The organism is Permianibacter aggregans (assembly GCF_009756665.1).
GTDB classification, from domain to species: Bacteria; Pseudomonadota; Gammaproteobacteria; order Enterobacterales; family Permianibacteraceae; genus Permianibacter; species Permianibacter aggregans.
Genome location: NZ_CP037953.1, coordinates 3,357,600 through 3,380,755, shown reverse-complemented (window position 1 = coordinate 3,380,755; position 23,156 = coordinate 3,357,600). Strand labels below are relative to the sequence as shown.

The following is a 23,156-nucleotide window of genomic DNA, read 5'->3' as shown; positions in this document are numbered from 1 at the left end:
GTTCAGCCCCCACAGGATGCCAGATGACGCGTGGCGCCGGGGTTGCCATCGTGCAAAAAGTGATGATCTTTCTTGAAGCCAAGCTGCTCGACGATACGCGCCTGCAACGCCGACTGCTGCTCATCCTCCTGCAATAAATCACGCAACGAAGCGCCGGCATCACCAAACAGGCACAAGCGCAAATCGCCGGTACTGGTGACCCGTAAGCGATTGCAGGTTGTGCAGAAGTCTTTCGAATACGGCGCGATGATACCGATGCGGCCAAGCGAGGAATCATGACTGAATTCGCGCGCCGGGCCAGCGCCGGGCATGCGAGGCAATTCCTGCCAGCCTTTTTCTTTCAGTTGCTCGATGACATGCTCAGCACGCAAATGGTGAGCCTTGAAATAAGCCAGGTTATCGCCGGTTTGCATCAGCTCGATAAAGCGCAGGGAAATGGGTTTGTCTTTAATCCAGGCAAGAAAGGCATCGAGCTGACGATCATTCAAATCACGCAGCAGCACCGCATTGACTTTGACTTTCTCAATGCCAATATCCAGCGCCTTGTCGATACCCGCCAGCACTTCACGCAAGCGATCTTGCCCGGTAATCGCATGAAATTGTCGAGGATCAAGACTATCGACACTGACATTCAGCGCATTCAATCCGGCTTTTTTCCAGCGTTCAACAAATTGTGGAAGATGCCAACCATTGGTGGTCATCGCCACGCGCTCAATACCGGGCGTTGTCGCAATCGTCGCGATGATTTCCGGCAAATCGCGGCGCACCGACGGCTCGCCGCCGGTAATGCGGATTTTCCACATGCCAAGCGCGGCAAACGCGGCGACCAAGCGGCGAATTTCCGCCACAGACAAAAAGGCCGCATCCGGTTTGCCCTGATAACCATCGGGCAGGCAATAACTGCATTGGAAATTACAGACGTCGGTAATCGACAGTCGAAGGTAAGGGAAGCTACGCCCCTGGCGGTCTTGCAACATCTTCTTTCTCCTTTCCAAACACGGGAGGCATCACCGCTTTCGCGTATGGCCCTGGTGCACCGCGACACAAGCCGTCGATACACGGCGCAACTGACATAGCGTTTCCGCCTTAGCCCGATGCGCTCGGAGTGCTGTCACTATAGTAGGTTAACTCATTGAGCTCTCGTTTTATCTGGATCAAACCGAAGACAGATTTGATTTAAATCATAAAAACCCACCGCCTCGCTCGCCATACTGACCTACATACATCAAGTATTGCCGTCAGGAGCTTTCTGCCATGACCGACCAAGACGAAAAACGGCACGAACGTAACGTGTTCCTGTTTCTGACCGCCGTATTTGTGCCTCTGCTGTCCATCATCATCGTTGCCGGCTACGGCTTTTTCGTTTGGATGTACCAGATTTTCGCTGGCCCACCCGGCCCAGGCTAATCACCTCGAGCAATGATCATGAGCAGTTTTGATGCCAACAAACGCCAATGGTTACGACGTCAGCAACCGATACGCTTGCCGTGGTCGCTGGACGAACAGGCATTTACCGACGGTTGCAATCGCTGTGGCGCCTGCATTGAGGCTTGCCCTGAACATATCGTCATTAAAGGTCGCGGCGGCTTCCCTGCGCTCGACTTCCAACAAAACGAATGCACTTTCTGCAGCCTATGCGTTGATGTTTGCCAGCAACCCATCTTTCGCCGCCGTTCGGAGCCAGCCTTCTTTCATCACGCTGAGGTCGACGCGCGCTGCTTTCCGCGGCATGGCATCGCCTGTCGAAGTTGTGGTGATGTCTGCGAAGTTCGCGCGATTCGTTTTCAGTTTGGTGCATCGCGTATGGAATTGCCCCAAATCGATACCGATACCTGTAATGGCTGCGGTGCCTGCTTGTCGGTTTGTCCGGCCGAAGCCATTCAACTTCATCACAACGAGGTAACGGCATGAGCAACAACAGAAGTGACGCCGTGCATATCGCCAGCTTTGTCATTTACCTGAAACCAGAGCATATCGCCGCAGCGAGTGCTGAACTATTGGCGATGAGTGGCGTGGAAATCGCCCAGACCGATACCACAGGCAAACTGATCGTCGTGCTGGAAACCGATAGCGATGCCGGCGTCGCGCGCTTTCTTGATTTGGCGCACCAATTACCGGGTGTGGCCGCCGTAAATTTTGTTTATCACCAGAGCGAAAACGAAACCGAGCTCGCCAAGGAGATCGCATGAAAACCACCCGTCGTGACTTTATCAAAATGAATGCCGCGGCAGCGGCCGCGACTGCGGCCGGCATCAGGATGCCGGTGCAGGCCGCCAATGTGATCACTGATTCGGAATACACCCGACTGAAATGGGACAAAGCCGCCTGCCGTTTCTGCGGTACCGGTTGCTCGATCATGGTCGCGGTCAAAGACGGCAAAGTCGTCGGCACCCACGGTGACACGTTGTCGGAAGTCAATCGCGGGTTGAACTGTGTCAAAGGCTATTTCCTGTCGAAAATCATGTACGGCAAAGACCGGCTGACGACGCCGCTCTTGCGTATGAAAAACGGCAAGTTCGACAAGAATGGTGAATTCACGCCCATTAGCTGGACACAAGCCTTCGACATCATGGAAGAAAAGTTCAAGAAAGCGCTGAAAGACAAAGGACCAACATCGGTCGGCATGTTCGGCTCTGGTCAATGGACCGTCTGGGAAGGTTACGCCGCGAATAAATTGTTCAAGGCCGGCTTCCGCTCGAACAATCTCGATCCGAATGCCCGTCATTGCATGGCCTCGGCCGTCGTCGGCTTTATGCGCACATTCGGCATTGATGAGCCAATGGGTTGCTACGACGATATCGAAGCCGCTGATGCGTTTGTGCTTTGGGGCTCCAACATGGCCGAGATGCACCCGATTCTCTGGACTCGCATCACCGATCGGCGCTTGTCAGCGCCGCATGTCAAAGTCGCCGTACTCTCGACGTTCGAACATCGCAGTTTTGAGTTGGCCGACAACGGCATGATTTTCACGCCGCAAACCGATTTGGCCATTCTCAATTACATCGCCAACTACATCATTGAAAACGGCAAGGTCAATAAGTCCTTTGTCGACAAGCACACCAATTTCAAACGTGGCGTAACCGACATCGGTTATGGTCTGCGTCCGGAGCATCCGCTGGAGCAAGCGGCAAAAAACGCCAGCGACCCGAACAAGATGGAGCCAATGAGCTTTGACGAATTCAAAGCTTTCGTAAAGCCCTACACCGCCGAATATGTCTCGAAACTTTCTGGTGTTTCGGTCGACAAGCTAAAGCAATTGGCAGAAATGTACGCCGACCCGAAAGTCAAAGTCGTGTCGTTCTGGACCATGGGCTTCAACCAGCACACGCGTGGCGTTTGGGCCAACAATCTTGTTTACAACATTCACTTGCTGACCGGCAAAATCTCGACGCCGGGCAACTCGCCTTTCTCGTTGACCGGCCAACCCTCCGCCTGCGGTACGGCACGCGAAGTCGGCACCTTTGCCCACCGCTTACCTGCTGACATGGTCGTGACCAATCCGGAGCATCGCGCCAAAACCGAAAAAATCTGGAAAGTTCCTGCCGGTATCATTCAGGAAAAACCGGGCTATCACGCCGTGCTGCAAAACCGCATGCTGAAAGACGGCAAACTCAATGTCTATTGGGTACAGGTCAACAACAACATGCAGGCCGCCGCCAACATGCTGCAGGAAGGTTATCCCGGCTACCGCAACCCCGATAACTTCATCATCGTTTCCGATGCCTATCCGACCGTGACTGCGCAAGCCGCTGACTTGATTTTGCCAACGGCAATGTGGGTGGAAAAAGAAGGCGCCTATGGCAACGCTGAACGCCGCACGCAATTCTGGCATCAACTCGTTAACGCTCCTGGCGATGCAAAGTCCGATCTGTGGCAAGTGGTCGAATTTTCCAAGCGCTTCAAGACTGATGAGGTCTGGCCGAAAGAGATTCTCGACGCCAATCCATCGTTCCGCGGCAAAACCCTTTATGAAGCGCTGTTTCGCAACGGCAAGATCGACAAGTTTGCCAATAGCGATATCGAAGAAGGCTATGCCAACGACGAGGCCAAGCATTTTGGCTTCTATCTGCAAAAAGGCCTGTTCGAGGAATATCGCGAATTTGGTTTGAACAAGGCCCACGATTTGGCTGAGTTCGATACTTACCACCAGGTGCGCGGTCTGCGTTGGCCGGTTGTCAATGGTAAGGAAACACGCTGGCGCTTCAACGCCGAATACGATTCGTACGTGACCAACGGTGAGAAGTTCCATTTCTACGGCCATAAGGATGGCAAGGCCAATATCATCGCGTTGCCTTACGAACCGGCGGCCGAATCGCCCGATAAAGAATATCCGTTTTGGCTGTCGACCGGACGTGTGCTCGAACACTGGCATTCCGGTTCGATGACTGGCCGCGTACCGGAACTCTATCGCGCGGTGCCAAACGCCGTTTGCTACATGCATCCGGAAGATGCCAAAGCCTTGAATGTGCGTCGCGGTGATGAGGTACGCGTCATTTCCCGTCGCGGTGAAATGCGCACCCGGGTCGAAACCCGAGGCCGCAACAAGCCACCGAAAGGTCTGGTGTTCGTGCCGTGGTTCGATGCCTCGCAGCTGATTAATAAAGTAACGCTGGATGCCACCGATCCGCTGTCGAAAGAAACCGATTTCAAAAAATGCGCCGTCAATATCGTCAAGGCTTGAGGAGATCCATCATGCGCTTTTTGCTTAGCTTCAGCCTGATTGTCGTCAGCGCCCTGGCATTCACGGCCGACAACCTAGAGAACGCCCGCCGTGGCACCACGCCGCTGGATCAGGAAAGCAAACCGGCACCGATGTATCCGGTCGAGAACAAGGACCTGAAACGTCCTCGCGCCTACTCGATGCAGCCGCCAACGATTCCGCACAAAATCGACAACTACCAAGTTGATATGAAGGCCAATAAATGCCTGAGCTGCCATAGCCGTGTGCGTACAGGCGACTCGCAGGCGCCGATGGTCAGCGTTACGCACTACCAGGATCGCGATGGCAATTTCCTTGCCGAAATTTCCCCGCGCCGTTACTTCTGCGAGCAATGTCACGTGCCGCAAGCCGATGCCAAGCCGCTGGTGGAAAATACCTTCGAAGATGTCGACGAGATCATCAAACGCAATGCCGCCAAGGGCGACAAGAAATAACTCGTGACGCGACAGTCAATGAACGTTCCATTTTCCGTGCGGGAGTCATCATGATTAGCTGGTTCAAAAAACAATGGCAAACGATGTCGACGCCGAGCAAGCATTTCAGCCTGGGCTTTCTCAGTGTTGGTGGCTTTATCGCCGGCGTCATTTTCTGGGGTGCGTTCAATACCGCGCTGGAAGCGACCAACACTGAGGAGTTTTGCACCGGCTGCCACGAGATGCACAACAACGTGTTTCAGGAATTGCAACCGACCATTCACTACAGCAATCGTTCAGGCGTACGCGCCACCTGCCCCGACTGTCATGTGCCTCACAAGTGGACTGACAAAATGGCGCGCAAAATGCAAGCCTCAAAAGAAGTCTGGGGCAAGATTTTCGGCACCATCAACACCCGCGAAAAATTCGAAGCACATCGCCGCACGATGGCCGAACGCGAATGGGCACGTTTGAAAGCCAACGACTCACTGGAATGTCGCAATTGTCACAACTTCGACTTCATGGACTTCACCCGGCAAAGCCCGCGCGCTCAGGCGATGCACTCAACGGCGTTGGCCAGCGGCGAGAAAACCTGTATTGACTGCCATAAAGGCATCGCCCATGAATTGCCGGATATGCAGGGAGTTGAGGGCTGGTAAGTCATTTGGAATCCGGCACGGCCTGAGTTCCCCCTCCTGATCCAGGAGGGGGTTAGGGGGTGGTAAAACCCCTCTGTCTAACTCACATTTTTTCGGAAACTCTCACTTTCTGCGGACTTAACCACCCCTAGCCCCTCCTTGCCAGGAGGGGGATCAAATACATCGTCGCTCTGCTCCACATCTTCCTTCACTCACCGTCCCCCAACTTGACCCGGATCAAGTCTCTCCCCGCTCAGCGGCGTAAGCTCTCCACAATATTTAGTGCCAAGCTACATCAAAAACCACAATAGGGAGTAAGCCGATGACGCCCGATTCGGTATTGCCGCGGATGATCCGCAAGCGTGACGGCCGCTTGGTCGACTTCGATCGCCGCCTGATTGAGCGGGCGCTGGCCAAGGCCGGACGCGCGACCGGCGAATACGATGAACGCGAAGCAGCTCAGCTTAATAGCAAGGCCGTCAAGGTCATTGCCCATCGCTACCAAAGCGGCGATATCCCGACCGTTGAACAGGTGCAGGACATCGTTGAGCAAGCGCTGATTGGCAGCGATCACCTGGCAACCGCCCGTGCTTATATCGTTTACCGCGAACAACGGGCACGACTGCGTGCTGATCGGCGCACCGTCGTTGAAGTGGAAAAATCCATCAACGAATACCTGACCCGAAATGACTGGCGTGTCAACGCCAACGCCAATCAGGGTTATTCGCTTGGCGGTTTGATTCTGAACACGGCCGGCAAAGTCATCGCCAATTACTGGCTCAATCATGTCTACCCGCCGGAAATCGGCGTTGCGCATCGCGAAGCGGATTTGCATGTGCATGACTTGGATATGCTGTCCGGTTACTGCGCCGGCTGGTCGCTGCGTACGCTGTTGCAAGAAGGTTTGAACGGCGTGCCCGGTAAAGTCGAGGCGGCGCCGCCGAAACACATGTCCAGCGCTGTCGGCCAGATCGTCAATTTTCTCGGCACGCTGCAAAACGAATGGGCCGGCGCGCAAGCGTTTTCCTCGTTCGATACCTATATGGCGCCATTCGTTCGCAAAGATCAGATGCGCTACGAAGAGATCAAACAATGCATTCAGGAATTGATCTACAACCTGAATGTGCCGTCACGCTGGGGCACGCAAACACCGTTCACCAACCTGACGTTCGATTGGACCTGTCCGGAAGACTTGCGCGATCAAGTGCCGTTGATTGGCGGCGTCGAAATGCCATTTACCTACGGTGACTTAAAACCAGAAATGGATTTGATCAACCGCGCCTATATCGAGGTGATGACCGCTGGCGATGCCAAAGGCCGGGTATTCACGTTTCCGATTCCGACCTACAACATCACGCCGGATTTCGATTGGGATTCAGAAAACGCCACACGCCTGTTTGAGATGACCGCGAAATACGGTTTGCCGTATTTCCAGAACTTCATCAACTCAGACATGAAGCCGAACCAGATCCGTTCGATGTGCTGCCGGCTACAATTGGATTTGCGTGAATTGTTGAAGCGCGGCAACGGCCTGTTCGGTTCAGCCGAACAAACCGGCTCGCTTGGCGTGGTCACCATCAACTGCGCGCGACTCGGCTATCTGCACAAAGGTGATGAAGCAGGATTACTGAAACGCCTCGATGAACTGATGGACCTCGCCCGTGAATCACTGGAAATCAAGCGCAAGGTCATTCAGCAGTTTATCGATATGGGGCTATACCCCTACACCAAGCGTTATCTCGGCACGCTGCGTAATCATTTCTCAACGATAGGCGTCAATGGTATCAACGAGATGATCCGCAACTTCAGTGAAGACGCCTACGACATCACCAGCGACGAAGGCATGCAATTGGCGTTGCGGCTGCTTGATCATGTCCGTGCCCGAATGACGGCGTTCCAGGAGCAAACCGGCAACCTCTACAACCTGGAAGCGACACCGGCCGAAGGCACGACTTACCGCTTCGCCAAGGAAGATCAAAAGCGCTTCCCGGATATTCTGCAGGCTGGCACAAAACAATCGCCCTACTACACCAACTCCTCGCAACTACCGGTCGGCTATACCGATGATGCATTCGAAGCACTGGTACGCCAGGACGCGTTGCAATGCAAATACACCGGCGGCACGGTGCTGCACTTGTACATGAGTGAAAAGGTTTCGTCGGCGGAGGCCTGCAAGAAACTCGTGCGACGTTCGCTGGAGAACTTCCGTTTGCCGTATATCACGATAACGCCGACATTCTCGATTTGTCCGACTCATGGCTACCTGAGCGGCGAGCACGAATTCTGTCCGAAATGCGATGAGGAATTGCTGCAGAAGAAACGGGCGGTATCGGCGTGCTGCAATTAAACCACCACCAAGGAGCAAACAATGACCACACTGAAAAATGAAGAACGTACCCGCTGTGAAGTCTGGACTCGCGTCATGGGCTATCACCGTCCTGTTGCTGAGTTCAACGTCGGCAAAAAAAGTGAGCATCAGGAACGCAAGCACTTTGTCGAACAGCGTTGCCGTCAGTTTGACTGAACTAGTTGAACAGTAAAAATTCCCAGTCATACCCGCGAAGGCGGGTATGACTGAACTACGGCGGTTTCAAACTAATTCGGTGTGAGCACTCCAACCATGACAACCGAATCCCTGCGTATCGGTGGCTACACGCCGCTGACCACCATCGACTACCCCGGTGAGTTGGCGGCGGTGATTTTCTGTCAGGGTTGCCCATGGCGTTGTGCCTATTGCCATAACCCGCATTTGTTGCCCGCCGACACCGACAGTGGTGTCAGCTGGCTGCAGGTGCAGGCGCATTTGCAAAAGCGACGTGGACTGCTGGATGCGGTGGTCTTGAGCGGTGGTGAACCAACGGCGCAAACAGCGATTCAATCGACGGCAGAAGCCATCAAAGCGATGGGGTTCAAACTGGGTTTACATACCGGCGGTGCTTATCCCTCCCGTTTATCATCTCTACTACCGCTCTGCGATTGGGTCGGTTTCGACTTGAAAACCACGCCGGAACAATATGACTCGCTGACCGCCACCAGAACGGCCGGCGTGCGTGCCTGGCAAAGCCTCGAACACATCATTGAAAGCGGCGTCAATCATGAGGTGCGTATCACCGTGCACTGGCATTTGCTGTCACGCGCGCAACTTCAGTTCATGGCGGACTTGCTCGCTAAACGTGGCGTGAACAATCTTGCCGTGCAAATCTGCCGCACTAGTGAAGGCTACGCGCGTGAGTTGCCCGACAACCATTGGACAGACGACGATCGGCGGTTTATTGCCGAGGCGATTGCGCCACATTTTGAGCAATTGGCGTTGCGCGCATAAACCCCATTGGCTTGATTCGGGTCAAGCTACTCACTTCACAGAACCGGCAAAATCCTAATACTTGTATTCCAGATGCATTGATTATGCTCGCCCACAATATCCGAAGAAACTTTGGCGACCCTTACCTCGGCAAATCGCCGACACTCGGCGATGCCTTGGTCTCCATCATTCGCCATTTCGGCGGCCAGCGGGTATTTGGTGTTGGGGGTGACTTTGCTGCCGGGTTAATCGCCGCGCTCGACCCGCACCTGCAGGTGTTACCGGCCAGCAATGAAATGCATGCCGGTTTTGCGGCCTGTGCCGATGCCGAAATTGGTGGTATTGGGTTTTGCTTAACCACTTACACGGTTGGTAGTCTGCCATGCGTCAGTGCTGCGGCGCTGGCGAAAACCGAAAGCCTGCCGGTGATCTTTATTTCTGGTGCCCCCGGCGAATCGGAAGTGCATCAACACGCCATTCATCATACCGTACATCCAAGCAACGCCTGGCGTGTCGAATACGATGCCGCGTTACGCGCCTTTGCCGGTCTCGGTATTCGAGCCGAACGCCTGCAAGGTGCACGTCATCCGTCGCAACCGAACATTGCCGGTTATCAGTTTTATCAGTTGGTTAAACACGCCTGGCTGCATCGCGAACCGGTGTTCATCGAAATACCCCGTGATTTGGTGCAACAAAATACCCAGGCTTTGGCCTTACCCATCCTGCCGGAATTACGGGAAACACAGGAGCTGGTTTTCGACGGCGTCAAAGATATCGCCAACGTTATTGCCGACAAAATCAGTAAAGCCAAGGCGCCCTTGGTGTATATCGGTGAACAACTCAAATTGAATCGGGCTTTGCAGCACCGCTTGCTGGCCTTTTGCGAGCAATACCATATCCCCTACGCGACTAGCTGGTTTGCCAAGGGCTTGTTCGACGATTTTTCTCCACTTTGTCTCGGTAGTTATAACGGCGTATTCACGGATGCTTCCGCTCGCCAGTACATCGACAACGAAGTGGACTACGTGCTCGATATCGGTAGCAGCATTTTCGAGCAAGACACAGGCCAGGCATTCCAGACCTGCACCCATCGCATCGCTACGATGGAGAACAAAACCGTCGTGAAAAGCACACTGCCGCACGAACAGGATTTACGCGTGCTCATCGACACGCTGATGCAACAGGACTTGCTGGTCAAGCCTTACGCTTATCCTGTTACCAGCAACAAGCAGCCGGTCGATGACAGTCAGCCAATGGATTTCAATGTGTTGGCCGATACACTGAATGCACTACAACAGCACGACAACCATGCCTATGTGTACGTGCCAGAAGTAGGCAACTCCTATTTCGCCAGTTTCAGCCTGAAAACTCGGCGCAGCGCGCTCGGCCGCAGCTGGCTCGCCAACCCCTGGTATGCGGCGATGGGCACCAGCCTGCCCTATGCCCGCGTTGCCTGCGAACACATCAACAAGCGCGGACTGAATGACCGGGTGGTGGTCATCACCGGCGATGGCGGTTTTCATTTTCAACTGAATGAACTGATTCATTTCCAGAAAGAAAAATTGCCGGTCACGATTGTTTATATGCGCAACAATGTTTTTGATCTCGGCCGTTGCGGCGAAGGCCCCATTTATCACTGCTCGGATACTGGCTTTGATGTCCATGCACTGATCAAAGCTTATGGCGGGCAAAGCAAACGCTGCACAACAGTAGCGGAGTTCAAGCAAGACTTTTCGCTAGCGGTCAGCCAGGCAGAAGGCATCACACTGCTGGAAATACCATGCACACCAACAGCAGATCGGCAATGCCGTGAAGTATCGTTGCTGAACCTGTATATCCGCAGCCGCAATGGTTTTGCCGATGCCATCGAACAATGGCAGGCGATTTGCGGCAGCAAGCCATAACCGCATGCAACTGCATCATCACCTGAACAGTTTTGGTCAATACTTGCGCGCGCGTCATGGTGGCCGCGTGCAAAAACTGGCCTTGAATGTCGGTTTCAGTTGTCCGAATCGCGACGGCAGCAAAGGGCGCGGCGGTTGCACGTTTTGCAACAACGCCTCATTCACTCCGCACGCACGACAAGCGCCCAGTCTTTCAGAGCAATTGTCGTCGGGCCGCGCTCATATGCAGCAACAAGGCGCCACCCGATATCTCGCCTATTTTCAGGCCTACACCAACACCTACGCCGATGTCGAAACGCTGGATGCGTTGTATCGCAGCGCGTTGCAGCATCAAGATATCATTGGCCTTGCTATCGGTACCCGGCCCGATTGTGTACCCGATGCGGTGTTGGATTTGCTCGCCCGATATCAAGACCAAGGTTTCGATGTCTGGTTGGAGCTCGGTTTGCAATCGGCATTCGACAGCACACTGAGGCGAGTCAACCGTGGTCATGGTTATGCCGAATATCTCGATGCCGTGCGACGAGCACGAAGCCGAAAAATTCCTGTCTGCACGCATTTGATCGTCGGCCTGCCCGGTGAACAGGCCGAGCACAGTCTGTGCACCGTCAATCGCGTGATTGATGCCGGTGTCGATGGCTTGAAGCTGCATCCGTTGCATGTCGTCAAGGGCTCACAACTCGCCAACGAATGGCGACGCGGCGAATACCAACCAATGAGTTTTATCGAGTACGTCAATCTGGCATCAGAGATGATCCGGCGCACACCGAAAAGCGTGTTGTTTCACCGCGTTACCGCGACGGCACAAAACCAGTTGCTGCTAGCGCCGGATTGGTGTGCACACAAATGGCCGGTGATGAATGCGATTGGAGAGAATCTGGCGCGCTTCGGCGGCCAGGGTCATACGCTTGCTGGCATTTGATGTTTGGGATGCCATAGGAAAGCTTACTTTCATGTCATACCCGCGTAGGCGGGTATCCAGTCTTTTGAAAGGTCACTGGATTCCCGCCTGCGACCTACAAGGATGTAGGAAGTGTCGCAACGAGTATGGAACTCGTGTGACCGCGGGAATGACACATAAACTGAAATATTCTTCTTGGAATAAATATGGAATTAGTCTGCCCAGCCGGCAACCTGCAAGCCCTGAAACTCGCCATCGAAAACGGTGCCGACGCCATCTACACCGGCTTTCGCGACGACACCAACGCCCGTCATTTTGCCGGTCTGAATTTTTCCGACGCCGAATACGAACAAGCCATTCGCTTGGTGCGCACACGTCAGCGCAAACTGTTCCTGGCCATCAACACCTTTGCCCAAGCCGGGCAATGGCCGCGTTGGCAACGCGCCGTCGACCGAGCGGCTGAGCTCGGCGTGGATGCCTTGATCGTCGCCGATTTGGCCGTACTCGATTACGCCGCCAATCGTTACCCGCAACTGCCACTGCACTTATCGGTGCAAGCCTCGGCCACCACCCAGGAAGCGCTGCGCTTTTATCAACGTAGTTTTGCGATTCGTCGCGCCGTGCTGCCGCGCGTACTGTCTTTGCAACAACTCGCCGCCGTCAGCAAAGAAGCGCCCTGCGAAATCGAAGTGTTCGGCTTTGGCTCGCTGTGCATCATGGCCGAGGGCCGCTGCCAACTTTCCTCCTACCTTACAGGCGAATCCCCGAACACCTGCGGTGCCTGCTCACCCGCCCGCTTCGTGCGCTGGGAAGAAAAAAACCGGATGCTGGAATCACGTCTGAATGGCGTATTGATTGACCGTTTTGCTGAACAGGAAAACGCCGGTTACCCAACGCTGTGCAAAGGCCGCTTTATCGTTGACGGTAAACGTACCCATGCACTGGAGGAACCGGTTAGCTTGAACACGCTGGAGTTATTGCCGGAGCTGATACACAACGGTATTCGCGCCATCAAGATTGAAGGCCGTCAGCGCAGCCCATCCTATGTGGCGCAAGTCACCAAGGTTTGGCGGGCAGCGATCGACGCGGCAACCCATGCACCAGAAAACTTTTCAAGCCGGCCAGATTGGCAGCAAGCGCTCGCGCAACTTTCCGAAGGTAAACAAACGACGTTCGGTGCCTATCAACGCGCCTGGCAATAGTTAGGAAGAAACGTTCATGCAAATCAGTCTAGGCCCCGTGCTGTACTTCTGGTCAAAAGAAAACCTGATGGAGTTCTATCAGCAAGTGGCGAACTGGCCGTTGCAACGGGTTTATCTTGGCGAAGTGGTCTGCAGCAAACGGCGCAGCCTGCGCTATCAGGATTGGCTGCAGCTGGCGCAAGACTTGGCCGATTTTGGTAAACAGGTTGTGCTGTCAACGATGACACTACTCGAAGCGCAATCGGAACTCTCGATGCTGCAGCGCTATTGCGACAATGGCGACTGGTTAATCGAAGCCAATGACATGGCGGCCATATCGCTTTGCACCGAGCGACAACTGCCGTTTGTTGCCGGCCCGCATATCAATATCTACAGTGCCCGAGCCATGGCAGTTCTTAGCAAACAAGGAATGCAGCGCTGGGTGTTGCCAGTGGAAATGTCGGCCGCGCAGTTCGCCGCGATACGCCATGAAGCGCAGCAACTGAACATCAACATGCCGGAAACCGAGGTGTTTGCCTACGGTTATATGCCACTGGCGCATTCAGCCCGTTGCTTTACGGCCCGCCATCACGACTTGCCGAAAGATGATTGTCAGTTCCGCTGTCAGGACGATGCGGATGGCATCGCCGTGTTCAGTCAGGAAGGCGAACGGGTATTTACCATCAACGGTATTCAGACCCAGTCCGGTAAAAAAGTGGATTTACGCGCGCAATGGTCAGCGATGCAAGCCTTAGGCATCGACGCGATGCGCTTCAGTCCGCAAAGCGAAGGCATGGCGGAGATGATTAACGCTTTCGCCAATTCGCTTGTCAGTGGCGACACGGCCATCACGCCACCGCTCGAACACTGCAACGGTTATTGGTTTGGCGCTGCCGGCATGGAAAACACCTTGGCGGTGTGAGGAAGATTCGACAGCTTCTGCCACCACCACGGCGCGTGACTCAAATCCACCCGATCCAGAAAGTTTTTTACCGACAGCGCCAACTCGGTATCGCCCTGCATCAGCAGCTTGCGCTGAAAGAACAAAGTGTCCGGATCAATTTGCCGATTGATCAATTGCGCGAAGTGCTCCAACTTGCCGTGAATGCTGGCATCAATCGTCCCGCGTTGAATGCTGACGATAAACTGGTTATGCCGACGGCTAATGCGCAACGCATACGGCAACTCATCACAAACAATCGCCAGCCACTTCCCTTGCAGCAACGCCAATTCCCCTTCGCGCAACGCGCCATGAAACCATTGATTCAGCATCCACTCCATAAGCGGCGCCACCAGCACCGGCGGCGTGGCGACACCTAATCGGCTCAGCCATGGCAGTAGTGATTGGGGTATAAGCATCGCACTCATTCAGTGTGCTCCCATATTCAAAAATCAAGTGCCGTGGGTAGAGGCAAGCTGTTGAACCACAGGTATCAGTTGTGCTCGAACCCGTAGCGATTCTTCGCTGGTGTAGCTTTGGTGTTGACGTTTGCCAACCCCCAATTCACTCAGCACCACGTGCGCATCCGGTTTCACGCCATGTCGTTGCAGGCTTTTGCGCACGCAGGCCAACGCGCAACCATCTATCGCCAAAATAGGCTTGCCCGCTGTGGCTTTGCGCACCAGTGATTTGACATCACCACCGACACCGGCAATGCAAGACATCGTCGCCATGCCTTCACGGTCCAGCGACACCGCCACATCATTGGCAAGCTGGGCAGCGCTGGAACAACCTGAGCAACTGTAAACGGTTGGCTTTTCGGATGGCTGTGGTTGTTTGCCACCAGCAGCCATCCGCTCTCGTTGCAAGGTCATCGCGTGTTGCGCAATCTGTTCAAACAAGCGCGCGACAAAGTCGCCATCCAACTGATGCGCTTCCGCCATCACTTTGCGTGCGGCCAGCATTGGCAACAGCCGCTCATAAGCCTGAATATCCTCAACTCGCGCTTTGCAGTCGGCAATGGCCTTAACGATCGCCAAGCGCTCTGCCAGCAAAACAATGATTTGCTGATCAAGCTGGTCGATTTGTTGCCGTAACACGTCGAGATTCACTGCGCCATTCACCAAGGTCTAAGCGCGTAGAGACTATCGCATCGCCTTGCTGGATGGTTTTGATCGAAGTCATCTTCACGGCATCTCTCACGTGCGAAAATCCTGATCAAAGCAGTCAATCCTCGGGTACTGTTCCGAAGCCGATTCCGCTGGGCGAAGCGTGTTTTACTCCCTCGCCCCTGGAGGGAGAAGGTTGGGGAGAGGGGGAAGAACTATGCGCAAAAGCGAAAACTTCGCCGCGTTTATATTTTCGGAGAGAACACCATGGCCCAACCCATCTTCATTCCACTGGAAATGGTCGCAAACGGCAAACCGCCCTACCCGCCTGTGTTGGCGCTCGGTTTTCGGCCATTTTACTTGTTGGCGGCCGCTTGGCTCGTGTTCGCGATGCCCATGTGGTTGCTGATTTACGGTCATGGTTTGATTTCGGAAAGCCATTTGCTTGGCCCCATCTGGCATGCCCATGAAATGCTCTGGGGGTTCACCAGCGCCGTTATCGTCGGCTTTCTGTTTACCGCCGTCAGCAACTGGACCAACCGCCCGACCCCGCGTGGCTGGCCATTACTTTTTATTGCTTCGCTCTGGTTGGCCGCAAGAATTCTGCTGCTCACGCCGTGGAGCGAAATCGGCGCGCTGGTGGAAACGCTATTCTTCGTCGCGGCAGCAATCGGCATTGCCCAGCCGTTGTTCCGCTCAGGCAATCGTCGCAATTATTTCTTTGTTGGTTTACTGCTGATTTTCGCTTTGCTTAGCGCCGCACACCACTACAGTTTATTAACGGATGTCGTCTGGTTTACTGCAAGGCAAATCGAATTCCTGATGCTGACCGTGGTGTTGCTGATCATCACCGTCATCACCGGCCGCATCATGCCGATGTTCACCGCTAATGCCATTCAAGGCGCACCGGTTCACAAACGCTCGTGGCTTGATCGCAGCGCCGTTGTCGCCACACTGGCAATGGGGCTTTCTCTAATATTTCTGCCAGAAACGATCAGCAAATGGATCGCGGTGGCAGCTGCATTAATTCATCTTTTCCGCTGGTGGGGCTGGGCACCGCATTGGACCTTACGCAAACCCATCGTCTGGATTCTGCATGGCAGTTATCTGTGGATGCCGATTGGATTTCTGCTTTACGCCATTCCGGGAAGCTGGTCACCAATGGCAAGTTTGCTGGCAACGCACGCACTAACAGTGGGCCTAATCGCTGGTCTTTGCATCGGCATGATGACTCGCACCGCACGCGGCCACACCGGCAGGCCGCTGCAAGCCAGCAAAGCAGAAGTCACGGCGTACATACTAACCATGGCCGCCGCCATGATTCGCGTGCTGCTACCAATGATCTGGCCAGAATGGTATCGCTTGCTGACCAGCCTTTCCGGCTTGCTGCTGACCATTGCCTTCGCGATTTACTTGGTGAAATTTTTCCCGTGGCTAATGCAACCACGCGCCGATCGTAAACCGGGCTAACTCGGTTACATTGCTCAAAGATAAAACAGGCGGCAAATAATCTGATGCCGATCGATTAAGCATTTTCTCTGTCACTCCCGCGAAGGCGGGAGTCCAGTCAATCTGTCCAAAGCTTCTGTTTTCCCGCATTCGACCTAAAAGGATGTAGGAAGTGTCGTGACGAGTATGGAACTCGTACGACCGCGGGAATGACAAAGATGTTGTTTGGTAGGAGAAGCTCTCTTAACTGACTGTCATTTAGTCGATTCGCCACCTGCTTCCTGCTCCTCACCCGTTACCCAAATATCACTTACTTTCTTTATGGTTTTCCTCGAGCCAATTTGACCTAAAGCAAATTCACTCCCTCACCAAATCGCGATACTGCCGCCAGCTTAATAACCTCACTTTAAGTAATGTCATTAGGAGTGCTTCATGAACAACAAATCCAAGTTGCTATTGGCCGTCGTCGCCGCATTATCCAGCTCACTCGCCTGCGCTGAAGAGTCACCATGGCTGATTCGTTTCCGCGTCGCGGACCTGTCGCCAGATACCTCCTCCAGCGCCGAAGTGCTGCCCGCCGACATCATCGATGTCAGCGACAAAACCATTCCGGACATCAACATCAACTACTTCTTCACCGACAGCGTATCGCTGGAATTGGTGCTGACCATTCCGCAAGAACACGACGTCACCGTCGGCGGCGCCAAAATCGGCACCTTCAAACACCTGCCACCGACACTGACCGCTGGTTACCACTTCAACACTGGCGGCGACTTCCGCCCCTATGTCCGGGCCGGTATCAACTACACCTTGTTGATGGATGAAGACATGGACGTAGGCGGCGCACCCGTCACACTGGAAAACGACAGCATCGGTTTTGCCTACGGCGCCGGCTTCGACTGGAAACTCGGCAGCAACTGGGTACTGAACGCCGACATCAAGAAAATCGCCATCGCCACCGATGTATTCCTGGCCGGTACTAAGATCGCCGAACTGCATGTCGACCCGCTATTGGTTGGCGTGGGTTTGGGGTATCGCTTCTAATTGAACACACAGGGCGGGTTTGACCCGCCCTTACTTTTAAAGCACCAGGATCCGTCCTGCATATTTCTTTATAAACTGCCTAAATTGTTGATATCCTTCCACGATTTTCACTTGGTTTCTGGGATTCTCTCCTGGGCTGGGAACTAGTAATATAAAAGCACAGTGTGTTGTGTATTTAATGCTGGAGCAAAGATGGATTTTCCACAGTCGCTGCCAATTAAGGAAAAATATCTTTGCCCGGCGTGCAGCAATCATATTGCTCTTGAGTATCTGAGAAGCAAGCAGATCATCTCATGCCCAACATGTACAGCGTCATTAAGTTCAAATTTTGAGTCCAGCTTTAAGATCGGACTACTTATTGGTTTCTTTATATGGCTCTTGTCAATATTGATTATCTGGCTTGCTCACGAGTTCGTTGAAAGATATAAGCTGGTTTTCTACCTTTTCTGGCCGATAGCATCTTTCTATGTTGGATATATTGCTTTCTGTTGCATGTTTAAGATTAAAAAAAATCCGTAATTGCTCCAACACATCGGTTAGCCGCGATCACCAAGTCGTGCTTGCTTTTACGCAGCCCTTCGCGCATATTCGCGTAAACCCGATCACCGGCCATCGACCGGCCGACTAGGTATTCTGTAAATTTATGCTTTTAACTAAACCCTGCCCTTGGTGCAAAAATACGTTTCTGCCCGCAAATGCCGGTAAGCGGCTTTCTACACAAAAGCCGAAATGGTATGGCTTCACAAAATACGTAATGGTTTGCCCTCACTGCAACGGAATTATTAAGCTCCACTGGAGAAGTTATGCATTTTTGGCACTAATGGCACCTGTATTTCTGTTAGTGGTCGGCGAGCGCTTGATGGGCATTCCCTTTAACCCAGGCTTGTTACATTGGTCATTAATTTTTCTCGCTTTTATCGGTGGCCTTTTAAGCACTATTCTGGCGAAGTTCGAAAAATCCAATGACACATAACACCGCGACAGGCTACCTCAGCTTTAAGTGCTCGGCATTATTTTGGAATCAGGGAGATACTAATGGCTAGCAAAATACTTTGTAGCTGTGGCGAGCTAATTCGAATAAATCTCTATGAAGGGAACAATCTACAGCTACTGGTTCCGGAAGACCTCACCGATGTTCCTGCTTTTGAATCACCTCAAGAATTCAATTCGTTTTTGGACAACATTCTGAATGCGTCATCAGTGGTTGTTATTTGTTCCAAGTGTGGGGTCATGTCCATTATAGGTCAGGAGCTGAGTATCAAAAGATACGTACCCGCAAGCACGTAATGAGCGTTCGTAGTTACACCATGAAAATCGTTTCCGTGGACTGCGCAACTACTGCGCTCTTGTTCGGCATTCAGCCTGAACCGTTGGCGTGACACCTAGGCGCAATAACATTTTGAGGAATATAAGTTGAAACTTATTCAATATTTTTTGTTCGCTATGTGTTTTTCTGTAAGTGCGGCACCGACCTGGGTAGATCAAAGCATAAATAATCTTCGTTCTGGAGACCCGTCGGTTCAACGAAAGGCCGCATCTAGGCTGTCAAGCTACTTTACTGACAATGGCTCTGAATCAGATCCTAAGATCATCGACTCAAACCTAGATTTGTTCTTTGAAGCCTTAGCTAATCCGATAACTGCAAGATCCTTCACTGAAATATTTGGTAGCAGATACATTTCTACAGAAGATGGAGAGTATTTTTTGTATTTAGATCGGGTATCTCCTGAAATAAAGGCTCGCTTCATTGAACAAATCTTGAGGAACCTCCAATCCAAAGACCGACGTTTAGCGGAGGAATCTGCCGATGCCCTGATTAACCTGACAAAATGTAAATATGAGAGTGAAATCAAAAAACGGGAAAAAGAAGGGAAAAAGGAGGGGAAAAGCGAGTTTGCGTTTGAATCTGTATTAAAGAGTCTCGCAGCTAAATGTGGCCAAAAACCGTAACTAAAAAATGATCATCGGTGATTGCTATTGAGACTGTCCAGAATTTTGTGTAACTGGCGGATTTACACCTTCACGCGGTCTTCGCCGAACACGATCAACAACTGATTCAGTGCGGCTTTCCAATCGTGTACCGGCATCGTCCACTTTTCCGCGATCCGATGCAAGGTTAAGTACAACACCTTCAAGATTGCCTCGTCATTCGGGAAGGCTTTCTTGGGCTTCAACACTTTCTGCAAGCTGGCGTTGAGTGATTCAATCGCGTTGGTCGTGTAGATGATTTTCCGTATTTCCGGCGGATAATCAAAGAACACCGTCAACCGTGTCCAGTTGTTACGCCAGCTCGGCCCAATATGCGGATACTTCCCGCCCCAGTTCTGTTCAAATTCAGCCAGCGCCCGCTGTGCTTCGCTTTCCGTTGCCGCTCGATAAATCAACCGTAAATCGGCCGCCACGGCCTTACGCTCTTTCCAAGGGACGAAGTGCAGCGAGTGACGCACTTGATGGACGATGCATTGCTGCACATGGGTCTGCGGGTAGACCGCATTAATCGCTTCCGAGAAGCCTTTAAGGCCATCGACACAAGCAATCAATACGTCATTGACGCCGCGATTTTTCAGTTCATTGATAACGCTTAACCAGAACTTGGCGCCTTCACTGCTGGCCAACCATAACCCTAAAATCTCTTTCTCACCGCGCATGTTGATGCCCAGCGCTACATACACGGAGCGATTGCCGACCATGCCATCCTGCCGCGACTTCGTCACCAAGGCATCGAGATAGACAATCGCATAAGTCGAATCGAGTGGTCGCTTCTGCCATTGTTGTACTTCATCCATAACCTGTTCGGTCACCTGGCTTATCAGCGCCGGTGACACCGCGTTGCCGTAGGTTTCTTGCAGGTAGTCGTGAATGTCACGCTGACTCATGCCGTAAGAGTAGAGTCGCACGATGGCGTCCGTTATGCTGCCAACGCGTCGTTGATGCTTGCCGATAAACCGAGGTTCAAACTCGGCATTCCGGTCACGTGGGACTTCGATATCCAGTGGGCCATGCTCGGTTTGCACTTGCTTGGTCGATCGGCCGTTACGTGAATTACCGGAGTTGCGACCTTTGACGGCGTGTTTGTCATAACCCAGATGCTGTTCCATTTCGGCCTTCAGCGCCCGCTCCGCGACCTGCTTGAACAACACTTTGGTTAGTGCCTGGAAGTCTTCGGTTGATTTGCAACGGTCTAATAATTCATCAAGTGTGGTATGGGTGCTGACAGGTTTTTCTGGCTTCATAATGCTCTCCTATTGAGGATATGATGAAGCCAGTTACACAAAAATCAAAACGGTCCCTTGCTATTTATCTCCATCTATATTCTTGCTCACTAATTCGCGCACTCCATCGTATTGGACATAGAGACTCTTCCGTCCGAAGCCGCTACGCGGTTTCGGACCTACCAATCCAAAACACTATTGCGCACCGCAGCATAAAAACTCCCGTTTAAATCCCCCTTTTGACTTGGCTGGTACGCCAGCCCCTGCTATACCTTCACTGGAATGAGGTCTGACCAAATCGTGATATGGGTCCGCTCATTCGCCTACGTCGTGCGTGTTCTGCTGGTCACCATCTGAGCCCTGTTTCTTCGGTTCGCCTTTGCTCGTCGTCTTTGGTGTTGCCGCTCGGCGGTTTTTCACAACGAAAACGTTCACAGCACTTTTCGAGGAATCTCATTATGTCGACGCTTCTTAGGCGCTCGCAGAGCGCATCGCTTTTTTTTATTCGCGGTTTTATTTTCCTGGCATTGATCGTCACTGGCAACGCGATGGCGGGCTACCAATATCAAGATGGTTTGCGCATCAACAGCCATGATGGTGTTCGTCTAGCGGCCAGTGTGTTTACCCCTAACGACGCGAATTTCGGTAACCCGGCACCGGCCGTGGTGTTCATTAATAGCTGGGCGTTGGAGCATCACGAGTACTTGTTGCAGGCAGCGAAGCTCGCCGACAAAGGTTATGTGGTGCTGAGCTACGCCACACGCGGGTTTGGCGTTTCGGGCGGTCTGGTGAATGTCGCCGGGCCGGATGACATCAAGGACGCGCGCGCCGTGGTGGATTGGTTGTTAGCGAACACGCCGACTGATCCGTCGCGCATTGGTATCGCTGGTATTTCTTACGGTGGTGGTATTTCGCTATTAGCCGCAGCGAATGACGAACGCTTGAGTGCCGTAGTGGCCATGAGCGGTTGGGCGGATTTATCGGCGTCGCTATATGGTGGCAACACACCCGATATGGTGTTCGGAGGCATTCTGGTTGGCGCGGGTTACTTAACTGGCCGGATGGACCCAATCATCGCCACGATGTACGGCAATTTGTTACGCCACCAAAACATACCGGAAACCTTGGCCTGGGCTGGGCAACGCTCACCGCAAACCGTGATTGATGCACTGAATGCTCGCGGTGTGCCGATTTACATCAGCCATAACTTTCGCGATGAATTGTTCGAACCCAATGCCAGCATGCGCTTTTTCAGCGAATTAACCGGCCCGAAAAAACTGGATTTGAACTTGGGCAATCACGCGACCGCAGAACTCGGTGGCCTGTTCGGTTTGCGCAATCATGTTTGGAGCAATGTGCAGCGCTGGTTTGATCAATGGCTGCGCGGTCAAGACACCGGCATTCTTGATGAAAAGCCCGTGAGTATGGCCGTAAAGCTCGACCAACAACGCGATGAGTTTTTAAGTTGGCCCAGCGCGGAAGTGCAAAATAAAGCGTTTTACTTAAGCCCACGTGGCTGGTTCAGCAACGGCGATTTACGCACCTCGCCAAACAACGATTACGGCAACAACACCTTCAACTCAGGTTTGCTTTCCGGTGCCACCGCCGGCATTCCGGTAATCAGCTCGACGTTCGAAGCGCATTTGCAGGCACCGATTGTCAGCTTCATTCCCGGCATCAATCGCACACTGGCCCTGGTGTACGAATCCAATCGCTTTAACGAGACACAGCGCATCCGTGGTGCACCTACTCTGTCGTTATGGTTACGGCCCAGCAACGAACGCTTTCAGACCATCGCCTATTTGTATGACTTGGATAACTGGGGTTTCGGCACCTTGATCACCCACGGCCCGGTCACCGTGCTCGACGCCGTACCCGGCCAAGACCGGCAGGTGCAAATTGAGTTGATAGCCACCGCCTACGACCTACCGGCGGGTCACCGCCTGGCCCTAGCCATCGACACCGCCGACCCGCAGTACAGCCCGCCTACATTGGGGTTTTATCAGCTTACGGTTCCGTATAGTGGGTCGAGGCAGTCGAGGTTGGTGGTGCCGGTGAGGGAGTGACTGACTTCAAAGACCGTACAGAACGGATGACTTGGCTAGTCATTGTATAGATTATGGCTTAGGAGAATGTCGGGGTGTTCCCGCCATTCTTTTACGTCTATCAGTCACCATCCGTAATCTCGGTGAACGCCAAAAGTAAAATCTTGCTGACTCTCAAATACCATTATAACTTCAGGGGATTTTAGGCTTCTTTAGGAACCAGCTGAGTGCGTCAATAACTATCTGCAAACGTGATGTGAATCTAGGAAAAGGCTTTTCATCCTATACAGGAAGTGTAC

The 23,156-nt window shown here is 53.0% G+C and carries 19 protein-coding genes, 2 pseudogenes and 1 riboswitch; of the genes and pseudogenes, 16 read left to right on the top strand and 5 right to left on the bottom strand.

Annotated elements, in window-relative coordinates; genetic code table 11:
- Positions 1-2: 2 nt before the first annotated feature.
- The gene (gene moaA / locus E2H98_RS15305; protein ID WP_133593561.1) at positions 3-977 is read right to left on the bottom strand and encodes a GTP 3',8-cyclase MoaA; all 975 of its coding nucleotides are present in this window, start codon (positions 975-977) and stop codon (positions 3-5) included.
- Positions 969-1,118: riboswitch (molybdenum cofactor riboswitch) on the bottom strand. (Overlaps the previous gene by 9 nt.)
- A 136-nt stretch (positions 1,119-1,254) precedes the next feature.
- Here moaA and napE point away from each other — a divergent pair.
- The 12 genes and pseudogenes from napE to E2H98_RS15240 all read left to right on the top strand — a co-directional run bounded on the left by napE (position 1,255) and on the right by E2H98_RS15240 (position 13,980).
- Positions 1,255-1,407, top strand: a complete 153-nt coding sequence (napE, locus tag E2H98_RS15300) for a periplasmic nitrate reductase, NapE protein (protein ID WP_133593563.1) — start codon at positions 1,255-1,257, stop codon at positions 1,405-1,407.
- A gap of 18 nt (positions 1,408-1,425) precedes the next feature.
- Positions 1,426-1,911 carry a ferredoxin-type protein NapF gene (napF, locus tag E2H98_RS15295; RefSeq protein ID WP_133593565.1) on the top strand — a complete coding sequence of 162 codons (486 nt, stop codon included), beginning with the start codon at positions 1,426-1,428 and terminating at the stop codon, positions 1,909-1,911.
- Positions 1,908-2,189: a chaperone NapD gene (locus tag E2H98_RS15290; RefSeq protein ID WP_133593567.1), complete on the top strand. Its 282-nt coding sequence runs from the start codon at positions 1,908-1,910 to the stop codon at positions 2,187-2,189. Before napF ends, E2H98_RS15290 begins: the two co-directional genes overlap by 4 nt.
- On the top strand, positions 2,186-4,681 hold the full coding sequence (gene napA / locus E2H98_RS15285) for a nitrate reductase catalytic subunit NapA (RefSeq protein WP_133593569.1): 2,496 nt from the start codon (positions 2,186-2,188) through the stop codon (positions 4,679-4,681). The genes E2H98_RS15290 and napA overlap by 4 nt, the downstream gene beginning before the upstream one ends.
- 11 nt (positions 4,682-4,692) lie before the next feature.
- Positions 4,693-5,154, top strand: coding sequence for a nitrate reductase cytochrome c-type subunit (locus tag E2H98_RS15280; RefSeq protein ID WP_133593571.1), 462 nt, complete (start codon positions 4,693-4,695; stop codon positions 5,152-5,154).
- A 50-nt stretch (positions 5,155-5,204) separates the two neighbouring features.
- A complete protein-coding gene (locus tag E2H98_RS15275) occupies positions 5,205-5,792 on the top strand; it encodes a cytochrome c3 family protein (RefSeq protein ID WP_133593573.1) in 588 nt (195 codons plus the stop codon).
- 301 nt (positions 5,793-6,093) lie between these two features.
- Positions 6,094-8,295 (top strand): annotated as a pseudogene (locus E2H98_RS15270) (ribonucleoside triphosphate reductase).
- Between the two features lie 96 nt (positions 8,296-8,391).
- Positions 8,392-9,093 (top strand): anaerobic ribonucleoside-triphosphate reductase activating protein, encoded by a 702-nt coding sequence (locus E2H98_RS15260; RefSeq protein ID WP_162848228.1) that lies wholly within the window; start codon positions 8,392-8,394, stop codon positions 9,091-9,093.
- Positions 9,094-9,176: 83 nt separating this feature from the next.
- A complete protein-coding gene (locus E2H98_RS15255) occupies positions 9,177-10,976 on the top strand; it encodes a thiamine pyrophosphate-dependent enzyme (RefSeq protein WP_162848229.1) in 1,800 nt (599 codons plus the stop codon).
- Positions 10,933-11,898, top strand: a complete 966-nt coding sequence (locus tag E2H98_RS15250; protein WP_198325140.1) for a TIGR01212 family radical SAM protein — start codon at positions 10,933-10,935, stop codon at positions 11,896-11,898. Before E2H98_RS15255 ends, E2H98_RS15250 begins: the two co-directional genes overlap by 44 nt.
- Before the next feature lie 185 nt (positions 11,899-12,083).
- Positions 12,084-13,079, top strand: coding sequence for a ubiquinone anaerobic biosynthesis protein UbiU (gene ubiU / locus E2H98_RS15245; RefSeq protein ID WP_133593579.1), 996 nt, complete (start codon positions 12,084-12,086; stop codon positions 13,077-13,079).
- Between the two features lie 16 nt (positions 13,080-13,095).
- Positions 13,096-13,980, top strand: coding sequence for a U32 family peptidase (locus E2H98_RS15240; protein ID WP_133593582.1), 885 nt, complete (start codon positions 13,096-13,098; stop codon positions 13,978-13,980).
- Here the strand turns inward: E2H98_RS15240 and ubiT are convergent.
- The 3 genes and pseudogenes from ubiT to E2H98_RS19390 all read right to left on the bottom strand — a co-directional run.
- On the bottom strand, positions 13,935-14,426 hold the full coding sequence (gene ubiT, locus E2H98_RS15235) for a ubiquinone anaerobic biosynthesis accessory factor UbiT (protein WP_133593584.1): 492 nt from the start codon (positions 14,424-14,426) through the stop codon (positions 13,935-13,937). The genes E2H98_RS15240 and ubiT overlap by 46 nt on opposite strands.
- 24 nt (positions 14,427-14,450) lie before the next feature.
- A complete protein-coding gene (locus E2H98_RS19395; protein ID WP_232475505.1) occupies positions 14,451-14,852 on the bottom strand; it encodes a putative zinc-binding protein in 402 nt (133 codons plus the stop codon).
- Positions 14,853-14,873: 21 nt separating this feature from the next.
- Positions 14,874-15,098 (bottom strand): annotated as a pseudogene (locus tag E2H98_RS19390) (chorismate mutase); the annotation flags it as partial.
- Positions 15,099-15,374: 276 nt separating this feature from the next.
- Here E2H98_RS19390 and E2H98_RS15225 point away from each other — a divergent pair.
- The 3 genes from E2H98_RS15225 (at position 15,375) to E2H98_RS15215 (ending at position 19,550) form a co-directional block, all read left to right on the top strand.
- The gene (locus E2H98_RS15225) at positions 15,375-16,577 is read left to right on the top strand and encodes an NnrS family protein (RefSeq protein WP_133593588.1); all 1,203 of its coding nucleotides are present in this window, start codon (positions 15,375-15,377) and stop codon (positions 16,575-16,577) included.
- Between the two features lie 411 nt (positions 16,578-16,988).
- Positions 16,989-17,600, top strand: a complete 612-nt coding sequence (locus tag E2H98_RS15220) for an OmpW/AlkL family protein (RefSeq protein WP_133593589.1) — start codon at positions 16,989-16,991, stop codon at positions 17,598-17,600.
- Between the two features lie 1,413 nt (positions 17,601-19,013).
- Complete coding sequence (locus E2H98_RS15215; protein ID WP_133593591.1) at positions 19,014-19,550, top strand: hypothetical protein; 537 nt, start codon at positions 19,014-19,016, stop codon at positions 19,548-19,550.
- Positions 19,551-19,612: 62 nt separating this feature from the next.
- On the opposite strand, the gene E2H98_RS15210 is transcribed toward E2H98_RS15215, so the two are convergent.
- The gene (locus tag E2H98_RS15210; RefSeq protein ID WP_157591272.1) at positions 19,613-20,833 is read right to left on the bottom strand and encodes an IS256 family transposase; all 1,221 of its coding nucleotides are present in this window, start codon (positions 20,831-20,833) and stop codon (positions 19,613-19,615) included.
- Positions 20,834-21,270: 437 nt separating this feature from the next.
- Between E2H98_RS15210 and E2H98_RS15205 the strand changes: the two genes are divergently transcribed.
- Positions 21,271-22,878: a CocE/NonD family hydrolase gene (locus E2H98_RS15205; RefSeq protein WP_157591410.1), complete on the top strand. Its 1,608-nt coding sequence runs from the start codon at positions 21,271-21,273 to the stop codon at positions 22,876-22,878.
- Positions 22,879-23,156: the final 278 nt, after the last annotated feature.